Consider the following 18,918-nt stretch of genomic DNA (forward strand, 5'->3'; position numbering starts at 1 on the left):
TTTTATGTCAGATAGCAGGACCCATCGCGGAAGGCCGTTTTTTTTGTTGCCGATGCTGTTGCTGGCGGCGCAGGCGGTGGTGGCACAGGAGTCGCCTCCCCGACCAATTGCCGTGTATGTGAACCCTGCACAGGGACTTATTTTCGGGGCTTTCTTTCAGGGCTTGTCGGGAGGTACGGTGATCGTTTATCCGGATGGCTCACGGGCAGTTACCGGCAGCGTAATACAGGCGAACATGGGTTATCCTTTTTCCCCTGCCATCTTTGAGATCGTAGCCAATCCCGGAACAGTAGTATCCATCTTAAACGGGCCGGACGTACTGCTTACCGGCAGCAATGGCGGCACGGTGAGGCTGCATATAGGTGCCGCCAGTACAGGCAGCTCATTTGTAACTACCGTAGTGCCACCGGCACGAAATGAAGTAAGGATAGGAGGTACGCTTACCGTAGGACCTCCGGCTGCGAACCCTTCCGGCTCTTATAGCGGTGTGTTCACCATCACGTTTGTTCAGGAATGAAGTTAGCAGGCGTACATATAACCTATTGTGACCTGGCCGGTCTGATGCGGGTGTTGATCATCTGTACGTTGGTGGGACTGTTGTCCTGTTTTGCTGCAAAGGCAGCCGGACCCGGCGAGCCAGATCCGGTATTTTATGAAACGTCGATATTTGTGATCGTACAGGGAATTGGCGGAAAGGAGATACCTGCCGTTGTTAACAACGATTCCGCTTATTTATCTGTCAGGGATATTTTTGATTTTTTGAAGATAAGAAACACGGTGGCGCCGGGGATGGATACTGTCACTGGTTTTTTTATCACCGAAAAAGCACCTTTTCTCATCGATGCTAAAAATTATGCGGTGCAATATCAGGGGAAAAATTTCCCGCTTAAAAAGGAAGATATCATTGTCACCAATAGCGCTTTGTATCTGCGGACGGCCTGCTTTGGCACCATATTCGGGCTCGATTGCCGGTTTAATTTCCGGTCGCTTTCCGTCAGGCTGCATACACAACAGGAGCTGCCGGCCATCAGGGAAATGAAGCAGGAGCTAATGCGCCGCAACATTGGCCTTTTGAAAGGACAACGAAAAGCAGATACGATCATCGGACCGCGGCATCCTATATTCCGCATAGGCACCGCCGACTGGTCTGTTGTTTCCACGCAACGGCCGGAAGGCGGTGGAAATGATACCTGGCTGAACCTGTCGCTGGGAGGGATGTTGCTGGGAGGGGAGACCAGTGTCTCCCTGAATTATAATAACTATGCGGAGCAACAATGGGCCTATGTTCATGACAGTGCGCTGATAAGACCCTTTGACCAGCGCAGGCAATACTACCGCTGGCGTTATGTGAACAATGATAACAAAGCATTACGACAGATCATTGCCGGTAAGATCTTCGTGCCTTCCATCGCATCTATATTTGATCCTATTGTGGGTGTTCAGCTTACCAATACGCCCACTTCCTACAGGCGTTCCTTCGGCGCCTATACCATCAGCAATTATACAGAGCCGGGATGGACCGTAGAACTGTATGTGAATAATGTGCTGGTAGATTACACGGTGGCTGATGTGGCCGGTTTTTATACTTTTCAGGTGCCGCTGGTATATGGTAATTCAGTCGTGCGGCTACGTTTTTTCGGGCCATGGGGAGAGGAGCGTTTTCGGGAAGAGAATATTTCCATTCCGTTCAACTTTCTGCCGAAACAGGAATTTGAATATACGGCCAGTGCCGGTATGGTAGAGGACGGGCACAACAGCTTCTTCTCCCGGCTGCAGGCCAATTACGGCGCTACCCGCCATCTCACAGTCGGTGCAGGTGTGGAATATCTGTCTTCCATTTCCAGGGGTAAAACGATGCCTTTTGTCATGGCGTCTGCCCGGCTGGCGCCTAACTTATTATTGTCCGGAGAATATACCTACGGCGTAAGAGGCCGCGGGATACTAACCTACAGAATGCCGTCCAATCTGCAGCTGGAATTATATTACACTAAATACAAAAAAGGGCAGCAGGCCATCATCTACAATTATCTGGAAGAAAGAAAGATTGTATTGTCAAAACCTTTTCTGACAAGGAAGATAACGATGTTCAACAGGCTGACCTTCAACCAGATCATTTTACCGGAAACGCAGTATGCCACGCTTGACTGGCTGTTGTCTGGCGCTATCCAGCGGGTAGGATTCAATATCAATACCTACGCTATCTTCATCAAACCAGCGCCGGCTTTTGTATATACCAATTTCGCCGTTACCTACCGGGCGCCCTGGAACCTGCTCGTCACCCCGCAGGTGCAATATGAATACAACACCGCCAGTCTGATGACCGTGCGGGGAGAAGTAGGTAAATATGTGTTCCGGCATGGTTATGTGAACGCTTTCTTCGAACACAATTATAAGAGCGAGATCACCAATGTGGGGCTGGGCCTACGGTATGATTTTTCTTTCTCGCAGATTGGTTTTTCTGCCTGGAAGGGCACCAATATGTCCACTTTGGTGGAATCTGCCAGAGGTAGTCTTGTTTATGACGATGTTTCCCGTTCTGTTGGTTTCAGCAACCGCATCAGTGTAGGGACAGGCGGGATACTGCTGGTGCCGTTCCTGGATATGAACGGCAATGAGCAGCGTGATCCGGGAGAACCTAAAGTGCCGGGCCTCAAAGTAAATTGTACCGGTGGCAGGATATTACATCAGGCGGGCGACACCACGGTACGTATCATCAACCTGGAACCCTATGAATATTATTTTATAGGGTTGGTGAAAAATAGTTTTGATAATATCGCCTGGCAAATCCGTAAACCAGCGCTGAGCGTTGCAGTAGACCCCAACCAGATGAAGCTGGTAGAAATACCGATCAGTGTGGTGGCTGAAGTGTCTGGTCGGCTTCGGCTGGAAGGAGAAGACAGCAACAGGGGACCGGGACGTATTACGCTCCGTGTTTTCAGAAATGATACGGTGCCGGTAGTTAATATAGAAACCGAGGGTGATGGGACCTTTAATTATATGGGTTTGCAGCCCGGATCTTATACGATAAAACCGGATGCTGCACAACTCAACAGGCTGGGTTTGAAGGCGGAGCCGGCGCAGCTTCCGCTGAAGATACGGTTTAAAACAGATGGGGATGTTGTGGACAAGCTGGATTTTATATTGAAGAAAACGGAATAGGCACAATGCAAACGCCGGCGTGTGGCGCCGGCGTTGTGTATAACATAGATGAATATACGAAATTAATGCGCCACTTTAATGTAGCCCCATCCTTCCCGTTGTTTGGTAATGATCTCATAAATGGCGTCGGGTACTACCTGCACGCCAGGGAGCAGTTCACTGGCGTTTTTGTTGTTCCTTTTCATGGTGGCGCCGCATACTTTGAAGTTCACATTTTTATGATTATTGATTAACTCGCTCAGGGCTGGTGCTACGGTGGATTTATCTTTCAATACCATATCCAGCGCATCGCCGTATACCGCTACTTCCAGTTGTGCATCGGGAGCGCCTTTCAGGATGCCGTTCAGCTGACGGAGCAGGGTTTGCTGGGCTTCCGGCGTTTTACTGGTGATATCGAAGATCACTTTATAATCGGCTTGTGCAAAGCAGATCATACTGGTCAGTAAAAACGTGAGGATGATAAGCAGCTTTTTCATAGCAGATTGTTTTAGGTGAAACGGATTATTTTTTATGCTGTCGCGCAATAGGAGCAAAGGGCCCGTATTTATGCTGCGTGGCAGGGAAGGTGTCGCTGAAAGGGCCGAAGGGGTGATCAGGCGGTTTGGTGCGGATATCGGGCCAGTCGGCCGGAAAGGCTTTCACTGGCCGTGGCTGTGAGTTGACATATGCGGCCACATTCCACGCGTCTTCATCGCTGAGTATCGGATGCTGATAATCGGTGCCCAGCGGCATGTTATATTTTACGTACCCTGCAAATCGGGACAGCCGGTATAGTCCGGCGCCGGTGTTATAGCTGCCAGTCCCCCACAGCGGCGGATACTGGTATTCCGAAGCGCCGGCCAGCCGCAGACCATTACCGTTGGCGCCATGACATCGCTGGCACTGCTGCAGAAAAACAATGCTGCCTTTGCCGGTATCGGCGGCCACCGGCAGGTAAGGCAGATCACGGATGCCGCTGCCGGGTGTTTTATAGCCTTTAGGCAGGTCTTTTCCCAGCCACCGGATATAAGCGATGATAGCCTGTAATTCGCGGCTGTTACTGTCGAGGGCAGCGCCATTGAGACTTCTTACAAAACAATCATTTACTTTTTTGGCGATAGATTCCACGGTGCCACTCCTTGCCCTGAATTTGGGATAGGTAGAGGCGGTGCTGCCGTAGTTATTACCCCACGGCTTGGTGCCGGCATCGAGGTGGCAGTTCTGGCAGTTCATGCCGTTACTTATTTTGGCAACGCTGCCCTGAGGCCCGAGATATTGCGCGGTATGGGCTATCAACGACCGGCCATACCGTACCATATCGCCTGCCGACGTGTGTGGAATGGTGGTGGTATCCGGTGCCTGCCATAATTTTTCCTCCAGCGTGCCTGCCCGGCGGCAGCTATACAGGGCGGTGAACAGCCCCATCAGAAAAGTAAGATGCCATTGTTGGTTTGTCATCCTGCAAAACAGTAACCGCAGTTTTTTTCCTGTGCCCGTCCGATAGCCCACATGCCTGACGGCACTACATCTACACCCGGTAAAACACCTGCCAGCCATTCATTCTTAACCGCCACAGGGTCGAGCGACATTTCTTTGGCAACGACAGCGCTGTACACGGTGATGGCCATATTGCACACGGCAAACAATACACCGCTGGCCTGTAGCTGGTTAATACCGATGTCCACGTTACCAATGCCCGGCACGTTAAAATCCCCCGGCTTAGGCATCCAGAAAGGATTGCGGACAGCCGGTGCTTTTGTTTTAGGGTCATCCACTTTAAACAACTGACCGAACTTGTATTTTTCCCACAGCTCATCTTTCATAGCGTAAGGAATAGCTTCATGTCTTAATATCATCACAGCGCAACAGTCTTTTTCCGGCGTACCGGTGGCCTGGTTGGTCAACAGAAAAACTTTTGCCCAGGCAAAAGGAAAAATTTCATGCGGCCGCGGAACATCTATTACGATCCGGTGCTTGCCCTTGATCTTGTTGGTCCATGCATCCGTATTACTGGTACTCATATGCTTGCTTTCCTGCGCCAGTCCTGCGAAAGAAGGAATACTCAGTATCGTGGCGCCTGCCAGCATTTTTCCGAGGAAGTCGCGGCGGTTGGTACCCCCGTTTGGTGTATGGTTCATAACTTTAAATTTTGAGGTTATCGTTTGGCTTCAACCAGGATATGGTTAAAAATACCTGAAGAGAGATACTATAAATGTAAAAAAACACACCAGGCACTTATCAGATAAAAGTGACAAAATCGGAGGGGTGTTGCGGAAGAAAATCAGAGAACTGATGCGGTAAACGGTGCGTGAAATAACGAAACTCGTTGATGAAATGTGTCTGATCGCAGTATCCTGCTTTATGCGCCAGCAATCTCCATTGTGGATACCGCATCCGCACCATGTAATCGATCGTTTTTCTGAAGCGGACCAACCGGCAGAACATCTTCAGATGCAATCCTGTCTGATCGATGAAGGCTCTTTCCAGCGTGCGTTTGGTGAGGAATACCTGTGTTTCCAGTTGCCGGATGGTAATATTGCCATTCGCGGCAAGGATGAGCTGCATGGCCTGTTCGAGGTTACAAATATTTTTCGGCGTGCCTGTCAGCTGCTCCAGCAGCCAGGCTTCCAGCAACTGTACCTGCTGCCGGGGATGGTCGCAGGCATGGATGTTTGTCAGCAGCGCGGCTACACCGGCACCCAACAGCGATGATAAATCGAAGCAACGATCGCAAAATAAGGCTGCGGGGATGTTGAACAGCCTCGACCAGCTGCCGGGTCGGAAATGCGCTGCAAGCAGCCGCATATCGCCGCTAATGCGCCATTCGCTGACACTGCTGCGCGGGCCGGTGAGCACGGCGGGCGATAAATACTCCTGTCCGATCACATCATACAGGGTACGGTCCGGGCCAGCATTGAACCACATGCTTTGAATAAAATGCGGGAGAACAGTCAGATATCTGACTTCTTCTGCGGGAAAATCACACGTGATCATCTGCCATGGAAGCAGGTAGTCGCCAAGCCGCTGATGAGGCCGGAATGTTTGCACCTTGAACATAGGTATCGGTTTCTTTGGGGCACAGTGAGATCTGGTGCAAAGATCCGATTTTTTTCACGCAAAGAAGCAAAGGGAGCAAAGCGCGCAAAGAATTTTTTTCACGCAAAGAAACAAAGGGAGCAAAGCGCGCAAAGAATTTTTTTTCACGCAAAGAAACGAAGGGAGCAAAGTGCGCAAAGAATTTTTTTCACGCAAAGAAATAAAGGGGGCAAAGTGCGTAAAGAATTTTTTTCACGCAAAGGAACGAAGGGAGCAAAGCGCGCAAAGATTTTTTTTCGTGGAGAAGAAGGGGAAAGGCTTTATTACGCATGATCGTATGCCGGCTGCCACGATTGACTAACGCCCGTTTCTATGGCCTTGTTGGCCATATGTACGGCTATGGCGGCTATCTTACCCGTCTCCGCATTAGAGGCGGGAGGAATATTTTTACGGATACTTTCTGCAAAAGCCAGCAGCGCAGAAGTGGTGGGTTCCGGCTGTGGTTGCCCGGGAACACCGAATTTCAGTGGCACACCTTCTCCCGTCTGGTCCGTTTTGGTGGCGCCGGTAACGCCATCTACCACGGCCAGCTCCTTCTTTCCTTCTTCACTGTATACAAATGCTTTGTCCCGCTGTATTTCGATAGTGCCACGATTGCCCAGCACCCGGATGGAATAGCCCTTGTAAGCATTGCTGAGGATGGAAGAAACACTGGCTTTCACACCATCGGGATATTCAAAGACCGTCCGCACATTATCCCACGTTTCCCTGCCGTCTTTCCAGTAGTCGATGCCGCCCATGCCCACTACGCGAAGCGGATGCGCATCCAGCAGATAATTCACCATATCGATCTGATGCCCACACAATTCCGCTATCAGGCCACCGGAGTATTCGCGGTACATGCGCCAGTTGATCAGCCGCTCCATGGCCGGATCGGTAACAGGATTTCTCCAATCGGCATTGCGATGGTACTGACATTCAAAATGGGTGACTTTCCCCAGCCAGTTTTGTCCGATCACTTCTTTTACCCGGTGATAGAGATCGTAATAGCGGTATTGGTGACCTACCTGTAAAACCAATCCGCTTTTCCGCACCTGAGCGGCCAGCTGCAATGCCTGTGGAATATCATAAGTCATGGTTTTTTCGAGATATACATGTTTACCTGCATTCAGTGCATCTTTGGCCATAGGGTAATGCAAAGAGAGCGGTGTGGCGATGATCACGGCTTCCACCTTTTTATCTTCCAGTAGCTGCCGGTAATCGGTATACGCTTTGGCGCCTTTGGCGGCGAGCGACAGGCCATGTTGTAAATGCGCAGGTATCACATCGCAGCAGGCTATCAGTTCCATACCGGGCATTTTCTGCAATAGTTTGGCGATACCGCTGCCGCGGTTGCCCGTGCCGATCATGCCGATTTTTAAGGGGGCTGCGACTGTCTGCCCTATGACAGGCAAGGCGTTGGTTAACATGGCACCGGATAGTGCCACAGCGCCGGTATATAAAAACTTTCTACGGGTAAAATGGTGGTCTTGCATATCCTACAAAATAATCAATTAAATACCCTGTGGGAGATAAAAGAGCGAGAACGTTCTCGCTCTTTTATCTGGCGGGGGACTGGCATTGCTCTTCGCCAGTGATTATATTTAATGTGAAAACAAACCACCCATGCAAGCGAACCGCAGAAATTTCCTGAAACTAACCGGCCTGCTGGGCCTTGGCTTTACCGGCAGTGGTATCACCAAAGGCTATGCCGATGCAAAAGACGCGTATACCGCCTATGAGAAAAGCAGCTATTCCCAAACGTTTAATATGTCCGGCTACGCTGCACCGAAGCTGGACAAAGTTCGTATCGGCTTCATCGGATTGGGCAACCGGGGCCCTGCCGCTGTAAAACGGATGGCCCATATTGAAGGGGTGGACATCAAAGGCCTTTGCGATCTGCGCCCGGAGAAAGTAGACGCCGTCCGGAAACAACTGGCATCTGTGCCGGGGTTCAAACCGGATGTTTATACCAGCCAACCGGAAGCCTGGAAAAAAATGTGCGAGCGCCCGGACATCGACCTGATATACATCTGCACACCATGGGCTTTGCATACGCCTATGGCAGTTTTTGCCATGGAGCACGGTAAACACGTATGCGTGGAAGTGCCGGCCGCCAAAACGGTGGATGAATGCTGGCAACTGGTGAAAACATCAGAACGTACCCGCCGGCATTGCATGATACTGGAAAACTGCTGTTATGATTTCTTTGAACTGCTGACCCTGAATATGGCCCGCCAGGGCTTCTTCGGTGATATCATACACTGCGAAGGCGCCTACATACACGATCTGCTGGAAGGTAATTTCTCCAAAGATAAATACTGGGAGATGTGGCGACTGAAAGAGAATGTGCGGCATGGCAATCTCTACCCTACCCACGGCCTGGGCCCGGTGAGCCAGATCATGGACCTTAACAGGGGCGATAAAATGGAATATCTCACTTCTATGTCCGGCAACGATTTTATGATGGGTAAAATGGCAAAAGAACTGGCGGCAACTGATCCCTTTTATCAGCCTTATGTGGGTAAGTCATTCCGGGGAAATATGAACACCACTACTATCCGGACGAATAAAGGACGCACCATCATGATACAGCATGATGTGACTTCCCCGCGGCCCTATTCCCGCATCCACACGGTCAGTGGTACCAAAGCCACCGCCCAGAAATACCCGCTTCCCGAACGGATTGCCATCGGCGACAACTGGGCTACTGCGGAAGAATACAAGGCGCTGACGGAGAAGTTTGAACCCGCTATCACCCGGCAGATAGGGGAGATGGCCCGTAAGTTTGGCGGCCATGGCGGCATGGATTTCCTGATGGACTGGCGCACGATCGACTGCCTGCGTAACGGGCTGCCGCTGGATATTGATGTGTACGACGCTGCCTTATGGAGCGTTATCGGTCCGCTCAGCGAATGGTCGGTAGCGCATCGCTCCAATTCCATCGACGTGCCGGACTTCACCGGTGGATCATGGAAAACCAATCAACCGGTGGACATTACACTCGCGAAAGGAGGCACTACCAAAATCATCTGATCAACAAAAATATACTTCATGCGATTCACCAAGATCACAAGGGCTATGCTGGCGGCTATGGGGCTGCTGCTCTGTAGTTTCCTGCCTCAGCAAAAGAAAGTACGCATCTTCTCCATCGGTGATTCTACCATGTGCGACTATGATCAACAGTACCTTACCGGATTTGGGGGCGACAGCCTGTATCCCATCCGCGGCTGGATGCAGATGGCGCGTACCCTTTTCCCGCCATACGTGGAAGTACATAATGCGGCCCGCAGCGGCAGAAGCTCCAAAAGCTTTCGCACAGAAGGATACTGGCAAAAGGTGATCGACAGCGTACAACAGGGCGACTATGTGTTCATCATGTTTGGACCTAATGATCAGAAGCCGGATACCGCCCGGCATACCGATCCCCATACTACCTTCCGTCAGAACCTGGTCAATTATGTAAACGAAGTAAGAAACAAAAAGGGCCTCCCTGTTCTGTTTACCTGCATCGTTCGCCGGAAATTTGACAGCAACGGCAAAATAGAAAATACACACGGCGATTACCCTGCGGTGGTGCGGGAGATCGCTGCTGAAATGAAAGTGCCCCTGGTAGACCTGAATAGAAAATCCGCAGCACTGCTGGAAAGCTATGGACCGGAAGCCTCCAAAAAATTATTCCTGCACATCCAACCGGGTATCTTCCCCAAACTACCGGATGGTAAAAAAGATGATACCCATATGAGTGAATACGGTGCTACGAAAGTAGCGGAAGTGGCTTTGGCAGAACTTAAAAATTTAGGGATTTTTTCATTTTGATATTTTTTTATTGATGTACGAAGACCAAAGCGATTTTATTCGTTTCTATCTTCGCACATCAATAAAAAAATATCAAAATGATTAGTATCCGTAATCCTGTGTTAGCTTGTGATTGGCTTCGATTGATGTTTGTGGTATCGGTAACAACTCACTGCGATTGGGTGTGAAAAGCTGTGCCACGTTGGTTATCCAGCTGGTGGTGATGGAGCTGGTCCAGTTGGCTTTTGCATACCCGGTAGGAATGGTAGCGGGGGTAGGCTGGTACAGAGAGTTGCCCCATATCACAGTGGCAGAACCGGTTTTGTAATACATTACCTGTGGAAGATTGTTGTAGGGTGGTTCGCGGTTCATCATCTTCGTATAGTTGGCCCTTGTTTCCTGTATTTTTTGATAGAGAAGATTCCAGCGGATGAGATCATACTTGCGGATGCCTTCTCCTCCAAATTCAAAAGAGCGTTCGGCCACCAGTGCCTGAAAGAAAGTTTCTTTGGTGCCCGGTGTCAGTCCGATTTTATTTTCATTGCCTTTAAAGCCCCTTTTTCTTACTTCCTCGTAAGCCGCTATGGCAGCACCTGTAGGGCCGTTGTTTAATTCATTCTCTGCTTCCGCGAACATCAGCAGTACATCGGAAAAGCGTAGTACGGGCCAGTTGATACCCAGCTGCTGAGCGGTGGTAGTGGGCGCTGGTGTGATCCAGTCGGCGCGGAATTTTCCGCTGACCATATTCACGATCGTTTGCACCGTTTTCGTTTTGTCTGCGTTGTTGTAATAAGGCGCCGCAGTTACATCCCGGCGTGTATCCAGCGAATCAAAGGAATAAAAATAGGTGGGGATAATGCGGATAGAACTGTTGCCCAGTTGACCGGTATTGCCGGCCACAAAAAAACGTGGACCGTCATAATAGCCGAGGTTGCCTGTCAATCCCACTGCCATGGCTATTTCAAACATCACTTCTCCGTACGGGTCCTGTTTGTAGGCATCCAGTCCGTCTTTGAATACGGCCTGGAAGACAGGGTTGAGGGTATGTTTGTCGCGACGCTGCATGATGTCAGCGCATTCGTCGCGTGCCATTTTGTAGTATTCCGGATAATCTGCGGTACGTTCCATTTTGCGTGAAGCACGACGCAGGGAATAGCCTCCCCTGAACAACGCTATCCTTGCGCGTAAGCCTTTCACGGCTCCTTTGGTGATTCTTTCGTCTGCCGCCACGCCTGGCTCGTTACGCCAGGGTACCAGTTCCGCGGCCAGTTTCAGGTCGTTGAGGATACGGCGATAGATGGTATCCCGGTCCGTTTTGGGAAGGAACAAATCCGGCTGGTCGATAGACGGTTCAAATTGTGCGGGCACATCTCCCCAATTCCGGATCAGTTCAAAGTAGTACTGGGCGCGAAGGGTAAGCGCTTCACCATGCAGCCGGCGCAACTGCTGCTGTTCGGTGGCGCTGCCTTTGCTGTACAGGTCCATGGCCGGAATGTTCCGGATGCAGGTATTAGCGCGTTCAATGCCAACGTACAGCTGCTGAAAAGGGCCGGGCAATTGTGCATTGGTGGCTTGCAGGTTGTAGCGGGAAAGATCGCGGGAGCTGTTGTCCGGCGCGGAGGTGTTGGTGACACCGATCATTTCATCATTATCGTAGGGATACATGAGGCTCAACCTACTGCCATAGGCCTGCTGGTGGGTGAGAGGCTCATAGGCGCCGATAACGGCGCTGGTGGCGTTGGGCACGTCGCTGAAGATATACCGCTCGTCGAAAGCGGAGGAAGGTTCCTTGTCGAGGAATTTCTTGCAGGAAACGGTCATTGTCAATATGGCGATACATCCTGTGTAGTAAGCTATCTTCATCATCTTCATAATGTCAGATTTAAACCAAAAAAGAAAGAGCGGCTGCGCGGATATGCGGCATAATCTACTCCCGGCGTAATAGGTGTGGAACGACGGGAATTGACTTCAGGATCGTAACCGGTGTAACGGGTAAGCACGGCCAGATTGTTGCCGGTGGCGTAAATCCGCAGGCTGCCGATCTTCGCCCTGCTCAACCATCTGGACGGAAACGTATAGCCGATGGTGATATTATTTATCCGCAGGAAGGAGCCGTCTTCCACGGCCCAGGAGGTAGGATAGAAAGCGCCGGCGCCGGAGATGGGCATCCAGATATTGGCGCCGCTGTTCACAGCGGCCAGCTCCTCAGGGGACGCGCCGGTGACTACCTGTTTGCCACCTACGGTGATCACCTGCTGTATTACTTTTCCGTTGTTGTCGATGGTGCGCCAGCGGTCTTCCATGATGCCCAGCATGTTGGTATGGCGTGAGTAGGCATTGGTAAATTCCACTTTGTTGGCATTGAGGATACTATTACCGACCACAAAGTTCAGGAAAACGCTCAGATCAAAATTTTTGTATACGAACTGCTGATTCAGGCCGCCGCTGTATTGGGGATTGGCATTGCCGATAATGGTTTTGTCGCTTTCATCGATGATGCCGTCGCCGTTGAGGTCTTTTAGTTTCATCCAGCCGGGCTGGGCGACGCCGATGGCGGAGGATACGTCTGTGACGCCTGGTTTCAGGCTGTATATTTTCGTACTGGCGTCATAGTTAAAATCATTCAGCGTGTAGAAGCCATCGTTTACGAACCCATACATCGAGCCCACCGCCTCTCCGGTCCTGACAATGAAATCGGCCGGCTGTCCGGAGATGCCCCAGCCGGAGTTTTTATAGAACTGTGTCAGGTAACCGGAAAGTGATTCCACCTTGTTGCGGTTGAATGCGATGTTGAATGTGGAAGTCCAGCTGAAATCATTTTTCTGTATGATCGTGGCGGCCAGTTGCAGCTCTATGCCCCTGTTGGATGTGGTACCTACGTTCTGCAATTGTTCCAGATAACCTGAGCTGGTGGGAATACGGATGGGGATAAGCAGGTCTTTTACTTTGTTGTCATATACATCTGCGGTGAATTGCAGCCTGTCTTTGAAGAAAGCTGCATCCAGCCCGATATTGCGTGACACGGTAGTTTCCCATTTCAGGTTTTTGTTAGCCAGACTGTTAGCGGCATAACCAGGGGTGATCTGTTCGTTGAGCGCATATTGCGCATTGGCGGCGTAGGTGTTCAGGTAGAGGTAGTCGCCGATACGGTTGTTGCCGGACAGGCCATAACTCACACGCAGTTTCAGGTCGGAGATGACATGTACCTCGCGCATAAACGCTTCCTGTGATACCCGCCAGGAGAGCGCTGCCGACGGGAAGTATCCCCAGCGTTTGTCGGGCGCGAATTTAGAGGAACCATCTGCACGGAGGCTGGCGCTGAATAGATATTTGTCCTGATAGTCGTAGTTGATTTTTCCAAAGAAAGACAGCAGGCTGCTTTCGAGCACCGTCGTTTTAGGAAAGAGCGGTACCGTCTGCCCCAGGTTGAACTGCGCGAAAGCCTTCTCCGGCGTGATGCCCGCGGGGAAGTAACGCAACTCGTTGTCCAGCATATTGGACGTGGTGGTGTAGGTTTCTTCTCCGAGCAACACATTCACATGATGACCACTTTTTGCTCTGTTCGCGTAAGTGAGTACGTTAGCGTTGTTCAGTGAGCTGCGATGGGTGAGTATATTGCTGATAAGCGGCAGGTTGGCGCCATTGAGCCTCGAATTGGAGGTGACGGAGCCATCGAACGCATTCAGCTCCTGGCTGTTGCGGTCGTAGCCGATCGTGGAACGGAAAGAGAAATTTTTGCTGAAGGTGTAGTTCAGGTAACCGCCGATGTTGAATATGCGGGTATATCTTCTCCGGTATTGCGCATTGCTGAGCAGTACGGGATTAATAATACCCAGACCGTTGCCGGCGTTGGTGTCGTTGTAATAATCCACGTCGTCTTCTTCTTCCGCGTTGCTATTATCAAGTTTAAAAGGACGGTATTTGATGGCGTGTCGCAGCCCGTTATATGCGGATGCGCCTTCGTTGGAAGAGCCGGCGCCGCTGATAGTTTCATCGCTGTACCTTACGTTGAGGCCTATACGTAATTTGTCGTTGGCTTTGTGGTCCAGTTTAAAGTTGAGGAGGTTACGTTTTAATCCTGCATCGAGCATGATACCTTCTTCCTGATTGTTGGTATACGAGAGGTTGAACCGTGTGCTGTTGGTACCACCGGCGATGCTGACGTTATGCGTTTGCATCAGTGCTTTGCGGCCGAAGACATTTTCCTGCCAGTCGATGGTGGGAATGGACTTGTATTTCTCCAGATCTTCCCCGTAGATATTGGCGAAAGAGAGGCTGTCTGCCGAGAGGCCGCGGCTTCTTTCATATTGATAGAGCACAAACTCATAAGGAGAGAGTACTTTCAGCGCTTTAGGCAGGCGTCGTATACCGACGGTGCCGTTGTAGCTGACGATTGTTTTGCCTTCTTTCCCGTTTTTGGTGGTGATGATCACGACGCCGTTGGCGCCGCGGGCGCCGTATATGGCCGTAGCGGAAGCATCTTTGAGTACATCTACAGATTCGATGTCCTGTGGCGCGATGCCGGCAAATCCGTCTTCCACCTGCACACCATCGATGATGTAAAGTGGCGCATTGTCTTGTGTAACGGACCCGCCGCCCCGTACTTTAATGGTGAAGTCTGAGCCGGGCTTACCTTCTGAGGAGGTGATCTGTACGCCGGCCAGGCGGCCGGTGAGCGCTTCCGCCGCGGAGTTGACCGGGATGTCTTTCAGCTGTTTGGCATTAACGGAAGATACTGCGCCTGTCAGGTCTTTTCGTCTGACAGTAGCGTAACCTACTACCACTACATCGCTGATGTTTTTCGTTTCCATCGCCAAAGACACATCAATCACCGCACGGCGATTAATAGTCTCTTCCCGGCTGACATGGCCGGTATAGGAGAAAACCAGCTTGTCGGCGACAGCTGGTAGCTTCAGTTTATAACGGCCTTTTTCGTCGGTGATAGTGGCTGTTGGGGTGCCTTTCCATCTAACGGTGACGCCTATGAGTGGTTGGTGATCTTCTGCTGAAGTAACCGTTCCCGTTATGGTGCTTCCCTGCGACTGTGCTGTGGCGGCGGGCGCCAGCCACAGCATCATACAGACGAACACGGCGGTGAGTTGTTGGGTAAAATCCTTTTTATACATCATGACAATCATTTAAAAATGATGAACACCTTTCCTGTCCTTGTTCCTCCGTTGTCCATTACCAGCAGATAGGTGCCATTGCTTAGTGCTCCTGTGTTGATTCGTGTTTCCGTAGTGCCGTGGGCGGCGATGAAGGTTTTTACCCGTTGCCCGTCTATGGTGTACAGGGTGATGCCTGCCCTGCCTTTTACAGCCGGATGGCCTACTACCAGTCTGTCGGCGACAGGATTTGGGTAGATGGTGAGGCCATTGTTTTTGTTGTTTACGGGAGATGACAAAGCCTGCATCAGCGCTTTGTTGGCCTGTTGGCGCATCATCAGCGCGTTGCCGAGGGTGATGGTCTGGCTGTACACCGTGTCGCCGGTGCCATCGAGACGGTAGCTGCCGATTTTGTAGTAACAGGTTTGTGCCGGCGCTGTGGCATCATCCGTCACGTAATGTGTTTGGTTGATATTGGAAGTAATGGTGGTGATCTTCGTGAAATGTGTGTTATCAGTGGAACGGAAGATGCCGAATGCAAACACATCTTTGGCCCAGTCGATGTCGAAGCTGATGCGTGCGGTATCTCCACCTGTGCGGATGCCGGCAGCCTGTGTAAATGTTACCGGTTGATCAGGTGAAGGGATAGCGTTCAGGTATTGTTCCAGCATGGTAAAACCGTCGCTGTCGAGGCTATTGGCCGCCACGCCGAGGGAGTCGCCGCCTGTCATTTTCTCCCACCAGTCAGGTAGCCCGTCGTTGTCGGTATCATTGGGGTAGGTAGAAGAGGTGAGGGTAGGCCATCCGCCAACGGTGTTCTGGCTGTCGATGATGCCGGAGGGGTTGCCTGCGCCGGGCGCATGATAGCTGGTGTCGCCGAAGGTCGCCGTGCCGGTGCGTGTTTCCCGGACGATGCGTCTGTCGACTGTATCTCTGCGGGGAAGGATGGCGCCTACGCTGTTGGTGACGGCCGTATAGGCGTCCTGTGCTGTTTGTGTGGCCACCGGGGCATAGGGGAACGGCGTATTGACACGGGCCGTGGCCAGCGCGGCTGCTGCACCGGGTTGTCCATCAGGATGCACGCCATAGGTCCAGTTGTTGGACGATGTGTCGGTGGTTTCTTCCACGCAGGAATAGCCGGGGACATAATTGCCTTTGATATAAAATTTCCCGCCGGGAACGGTGTCTCCCGAGAGCGATAGGCTAAACGTCGTATACATCAGGATACGATGACGGCGGTTACCGGTAGCGCAGGCAACGTCGCCGGTGGTGGCCGGACCGGGTTTGTAGTAGTTGTTGACCATATTCTGATGGCCACCGGCGCCGCCGTAGCTTGACCCTACCCAGTTGTAGATCACATTGTTCCGGAAATCGACATACTCCAGTTCCGGTTGCCCGGTGGTGGCGCTGCCGGCGAAACGCGGATTGCGGTTGCTGTGGCTGGCCAGCAGGTTATGATGGAAAGAAGAAGATTGCCCGCCCCAGATGCCGCCATAGCCGTGCGGTGTTTCTTTCACGTGTTTAGACTTGTACAGGCTTTCGCTCAGCAGGCTCCATTGCAGCGTAAAATTGGAGATAGCGTAGAAGGAGCCGGCTTCGTCGGTAGACCAGCTCAGGGAACAATGGTCCACGATGATATTGGAATACGGTTTGGTAATCGGTGTCCCGAAGTTGTTGTACATGGCGTCCACTGCTTTGGCGGTATCATTCGGGTTGAGGATAATATCGCCGGGACGGCTCCGGATATAACGTACGATGATGTTGTTGGCCCGGATGCCCAAGCCATAGTTAGCCAGACAGATACCGTCTCCCGGCGCGGTCTGTCCCGCGATGGTGACGTTGTCCTGTGTGAGCACCAACGCGCTCAGGAGGTTGATGGTGCCGGAGACTTTGAACATGACAGTGCGGTTAGGTTGACTGACAGCGTCGCGGAGGCTGCCCGCTCCGGAGTTATTGAGATGGGTAACGTAGTATATGCTGCCGCCCCTGCCGCCTTTGGCGAACCTGCCTGCGCCTTCAGCGCCGGGGAAAGCGATCTGGCGGAAAGGATAGGTGGTGCCGCTGATCATCACGTTTTTAGTGACGAGGTATTTATTGGGGATGGTGCTGGTGGTCCATGGGTATACCCGCAGGTAAAAGGTTTTGCCTTGTGGCACATCGATATTGAGATTACCAAAGGAGTAGGCTACCGGTGTGGAACCGGCTGTCAGTGACTGATTGGCGGTGAAGTCGGTGAAGGAAGCACCATCTGTGGACCACGCGATGCGTGCATGTGCATAGTCGGAGGAATTAAACGAAAGCGGAACGGTGACCTGTTGCACCACGAAACTGTTGCCCGTTATGGGCGATACAGTGTATTGCACGTATCGTCCGTTATCCGGACCGGTGGCTGCCGGCCAGGTGCTGTCCGGCGGTAGTAGCCGCTGGCCGCCGTTGCCGGCGAGGTAGTTGTTTACTTTCAGGCCGGCGAGGGTTTGTGCAGTAGCGGTAACATCGCCGGATACTGTCGCTGACGGGTCAGTAGTGAGCGCCCAGGTGATAGCCGGTACGATGTACGTATAGCCGGCAACGTTCACATCACTCATAGCGAGCGTGGTATTAGCTGCCGCGGTGCTCCACGGAGATACACGGAAGTAGAGCGTTTGGCCGGTGGTGACGGTAATATCGGGTGTATTTAGCGTATAGGTGTTGACGGTAGTACCCATGGAAAGCGTTGTGTCCAATTCCGTATAGTCTGTACCGTTAACGGACCACGACACCCGCGCCTTGCCGATGGTAGCGCCGAAAGCGAGTGATAAGGAAAGCTGTGTGGCCGTGAAAGCATTGCCGGTGGTAGGTGTGATTGCAAACTGTGCATGCCTGCTGTTCGCCGGGCCGGTTTCCGCTGGCCAGCTGCCGCCGGCGGGCAATAGTTGTTGCCCACTGTTGTAGCTACTGACAGACAGATCGTTGAGTGTCTGTGCTGCTACGGAGATATTGCCGGTGGCGCTGCCCTGCTGGTTCGTGGTGAGCGGCCAGGTGGCCACCGGTGCGGTGGTCGTCAGTCCTTTAATGACCACATTTTTTGTGATGAGATATTTCCCGGTGACAACCCCCGTGGTCCACGGGGAAATCCGGAAGTACAGCTTGCCGTTGTTACGCACGTTGATATTCAGTCCGGTGAAGGTATAGGCCGTTGGTGTGGAAGAAGACACCAATGCAAAGTCGGTGGTGACATCGGTGAAATGTATGCTGTCCGTAGACCATGACAGCTTTACCCTGCCGGTGCCGGAGCCGTTGAAGCTGAGGGATACGCCTATTTCCTTTACGGTCAGGGTGTTGCCGGTAGCGGGAGATACGGTATACAGCATATTGCGCGTACTGTCGGCGGCTGTTTGCGCGGGCCAGGAGCCGGCTGTGGGGATGGTACGCTCTCCGCCGGCAACGTAGTCGTAATGCACGAGGCCATAGAGCTGTTGGGCCGTGGCGGAGATGCTTCCTGTGGTGACGACCTGCTGGTTGGCCGTGAGTGCCCAGGTGGCGGTAGCAGAAGTTTGCGAATAGGCGTTGCCGTTAGTGACAGTGGTGACAAGCAGCGTTGCCGGCAATAAATGAAGTAGCCATTTTTTCATAAATATTCCCCCGGATATTAGTTAGACAAATATTTGCGGTGTTTGCCGGAAAGCGCTGCCCGCCGGCCGTGTGGCCGGATGGGTCATGCTTATCTCCACGTTACATGGAAGACGCTGTCAGTATATGAAAGACGTGGTGAACAGGCTTCTTCTGCTTCTCTACTTCCCTGATGCTATAGTATAATGCTGGT

Annotated in this window: 12 protein-coding genes; 4 read left to right on the forward strand and 8 right to left on the reverse strand. The window is 51.9% G+C overall.

Going from position 1 to position 18,918, the window contains the following annotated elements; all coding sequences use genetic code 11:
- Positions 1–4: 4 nt before the first annotated feature.
- Positions 5–517 (forward strand): DUF4402 domain-containing protein, encoded by a 513-nt coding sequence (locus ICL55_RS25445; RefSeq protein WP_188102773.1) that lies wholly within the window; start codon positions 5–7, stop codon positions 515–517.
- A complete protein-coding gene (locus ICL55_RS25450) occupies positions 514–3,159 on the forward strand; it encodes a hypothetical protein (RefSeq protein ID WP_188102775.1) in 2,646 nt (881 codons plus the stop codon). The genes ICL55_RS25445 and ICL55_RS25450 overlap by 4 nt, the downstream gene beginning before the upstream one ends.
- 62 nt (positions 3,160–3,221) lie before the next feature.
- Here the strand turns inward: ICL55_RS25450 and ICL55_RS25455 are convergent, their stop codons facing one another.
- The 5 genes from ICL55_RS25455 to ICL55_RS25475 form a co-directional block, all read right to left on the reverse strand.
- Positions 3,222–3,635, reverse strand: a complete 414-nt coding sequence (locus ICL55_RS25455) for a DsrE family protein (protein ID WP_188102777.1) — start codon at positions 3,633–3,635, stop codon at positions 3,222–3,224.
- Between the two features lie 25 nt (positions 3,636–3,660).
- Positions 3,661–4,596, reverse strand: coding sequence for a c-type cytochrome (locus tag ICL55_RS25460; protein ID WP_188102779.1), 936 nt, complete (start codon positions 4,594–4,596; stop codon positions 3,661–3,663).
- Positions 4,593–5,276: a hypothetical protein gene (locus ICL55_RS25465; RefSeq protein ID WP_188102781.1), complete on the reverse strand. Its 684-nt coding sequence runs from the start codon at positions 5,274–5,276 to the stop codon at positions 4,593–4,595. Before ICL55_RS25465 ends, ICL55_RS25460 begins: the two co-directional genes overlap by 4 nt.
- Before the next feature lie 100 nt (positions 5,277–5,376).
- Positions 5,377–6,195: an AraC family transcriptional regulator gene (locus ICL55_RS25470; protein WP_188102783.1), complete on the reverse strand. Its 819-nt coding sequence runs from the start codon at positions 6,193–6,195 to the stop codon at positions 5,377–5,379.
- Between the two features lie 302 nt (positions 6,196–6,497).
- Complete coding sequence (locus ICL55_RS25475) at positions 6,498–7,709, reverse strand: Gfo/Idh/MocA family protein (protein ID WP_188102785.1); 1,212 nt, start codon at positions 7,707–7,709, stop codon at positions 6,498–6,500.
- Between the two features lie 130 nt (positions 7,710–7,839).
- On the opposite strand from ICL55_RS25475, the gene ICL55_RS25480 reads away from it, so the two are divergent.
- The gene (locus tag ICL55_RS25480; protein WP_188102788.1) at positions 7,840–9,249 is read left to right on the forward strand and encodes a Gfo/Idh/MocA family protein; all 1,410 of its coding nucleotides are present in this window, start codon (positions 7,840–7,842) and stop codon (positions 9,247–9,249) included.
- Positions 9,250–9,267: 18 nt separating this feature from the next.
- A complete protein-coding gene (locus tag ICL55_RS25485) occupies positions 9,268–10,032 on the forward strand; it encodes a rhamnogalacturonan acetylesterase (protein WP_188102790.1) in 765 nt (254 codons plus the stop codon).
- Between the two features lie 81 nt (positions 10,033–10,113).
- Here the strand turns inward: ICL55_RS25485 and ICL55_RS25490 are convergent, their stop codons facing one another.
- Genes ICL55_RS25490 through ICL55_RS25500 form a run of 3 tightly spaced genes read right to left on the reverse strand, consistent with a single transcriptional unit; the run spans position 10,114 to position 18,727 of the window.
- Positions 10,114–11,883, reverse strand: coding sequence for a RagB/SusD family nutrient uptake outer membrane protein (locus ICL55_RS25490; protein ID WP_223151589.1), 1,770 nt, complete (start codon positions 11,881–11,883; stop codon positions 10,114–10,116).
- On the reverse strand, positions 11,880–15,140 hold the full coding sequence (locus ICL55_RS25495) for a SusC/RagA family TonB-linked outer membrane protein (protein WP_223151590.1): 3,261 nt from the start codon (positions 15,138–15,140) through the stop codon (positions 11,880–11,882). The genes ICL55_RS25490 and ICL55_RS25495 overlap by 4 nt, the downstream gene beginning before the upstream one ends.
- Positions 15,141–15,145: 5 nt before the next feature.
- Positions 15,146–18,727 carry a T9SS type A sorting domain-containing protein gene (locus ICL55_RS25500; RefSeq protein ID WP_188102792.1) on the reverse strand — a complete coding sequence of 1,194 codons (3,582 nt, stop codon included), beginning with the start codon at positions 18,725–18,727 and terminating at the stop codon, positions 15,146–15,148.
- Positions 18,728–18,918: the final 191 nt, after the last annotated feature.

This window comes from Chitinophaga varians (assembly GCF_014529945.1).
GTDB lineage: Bacteria > Bacteroidota > Bacteroidia > Chitinophagales > Chitinophagaceae > Chitinophaga > Chitinophaga varians.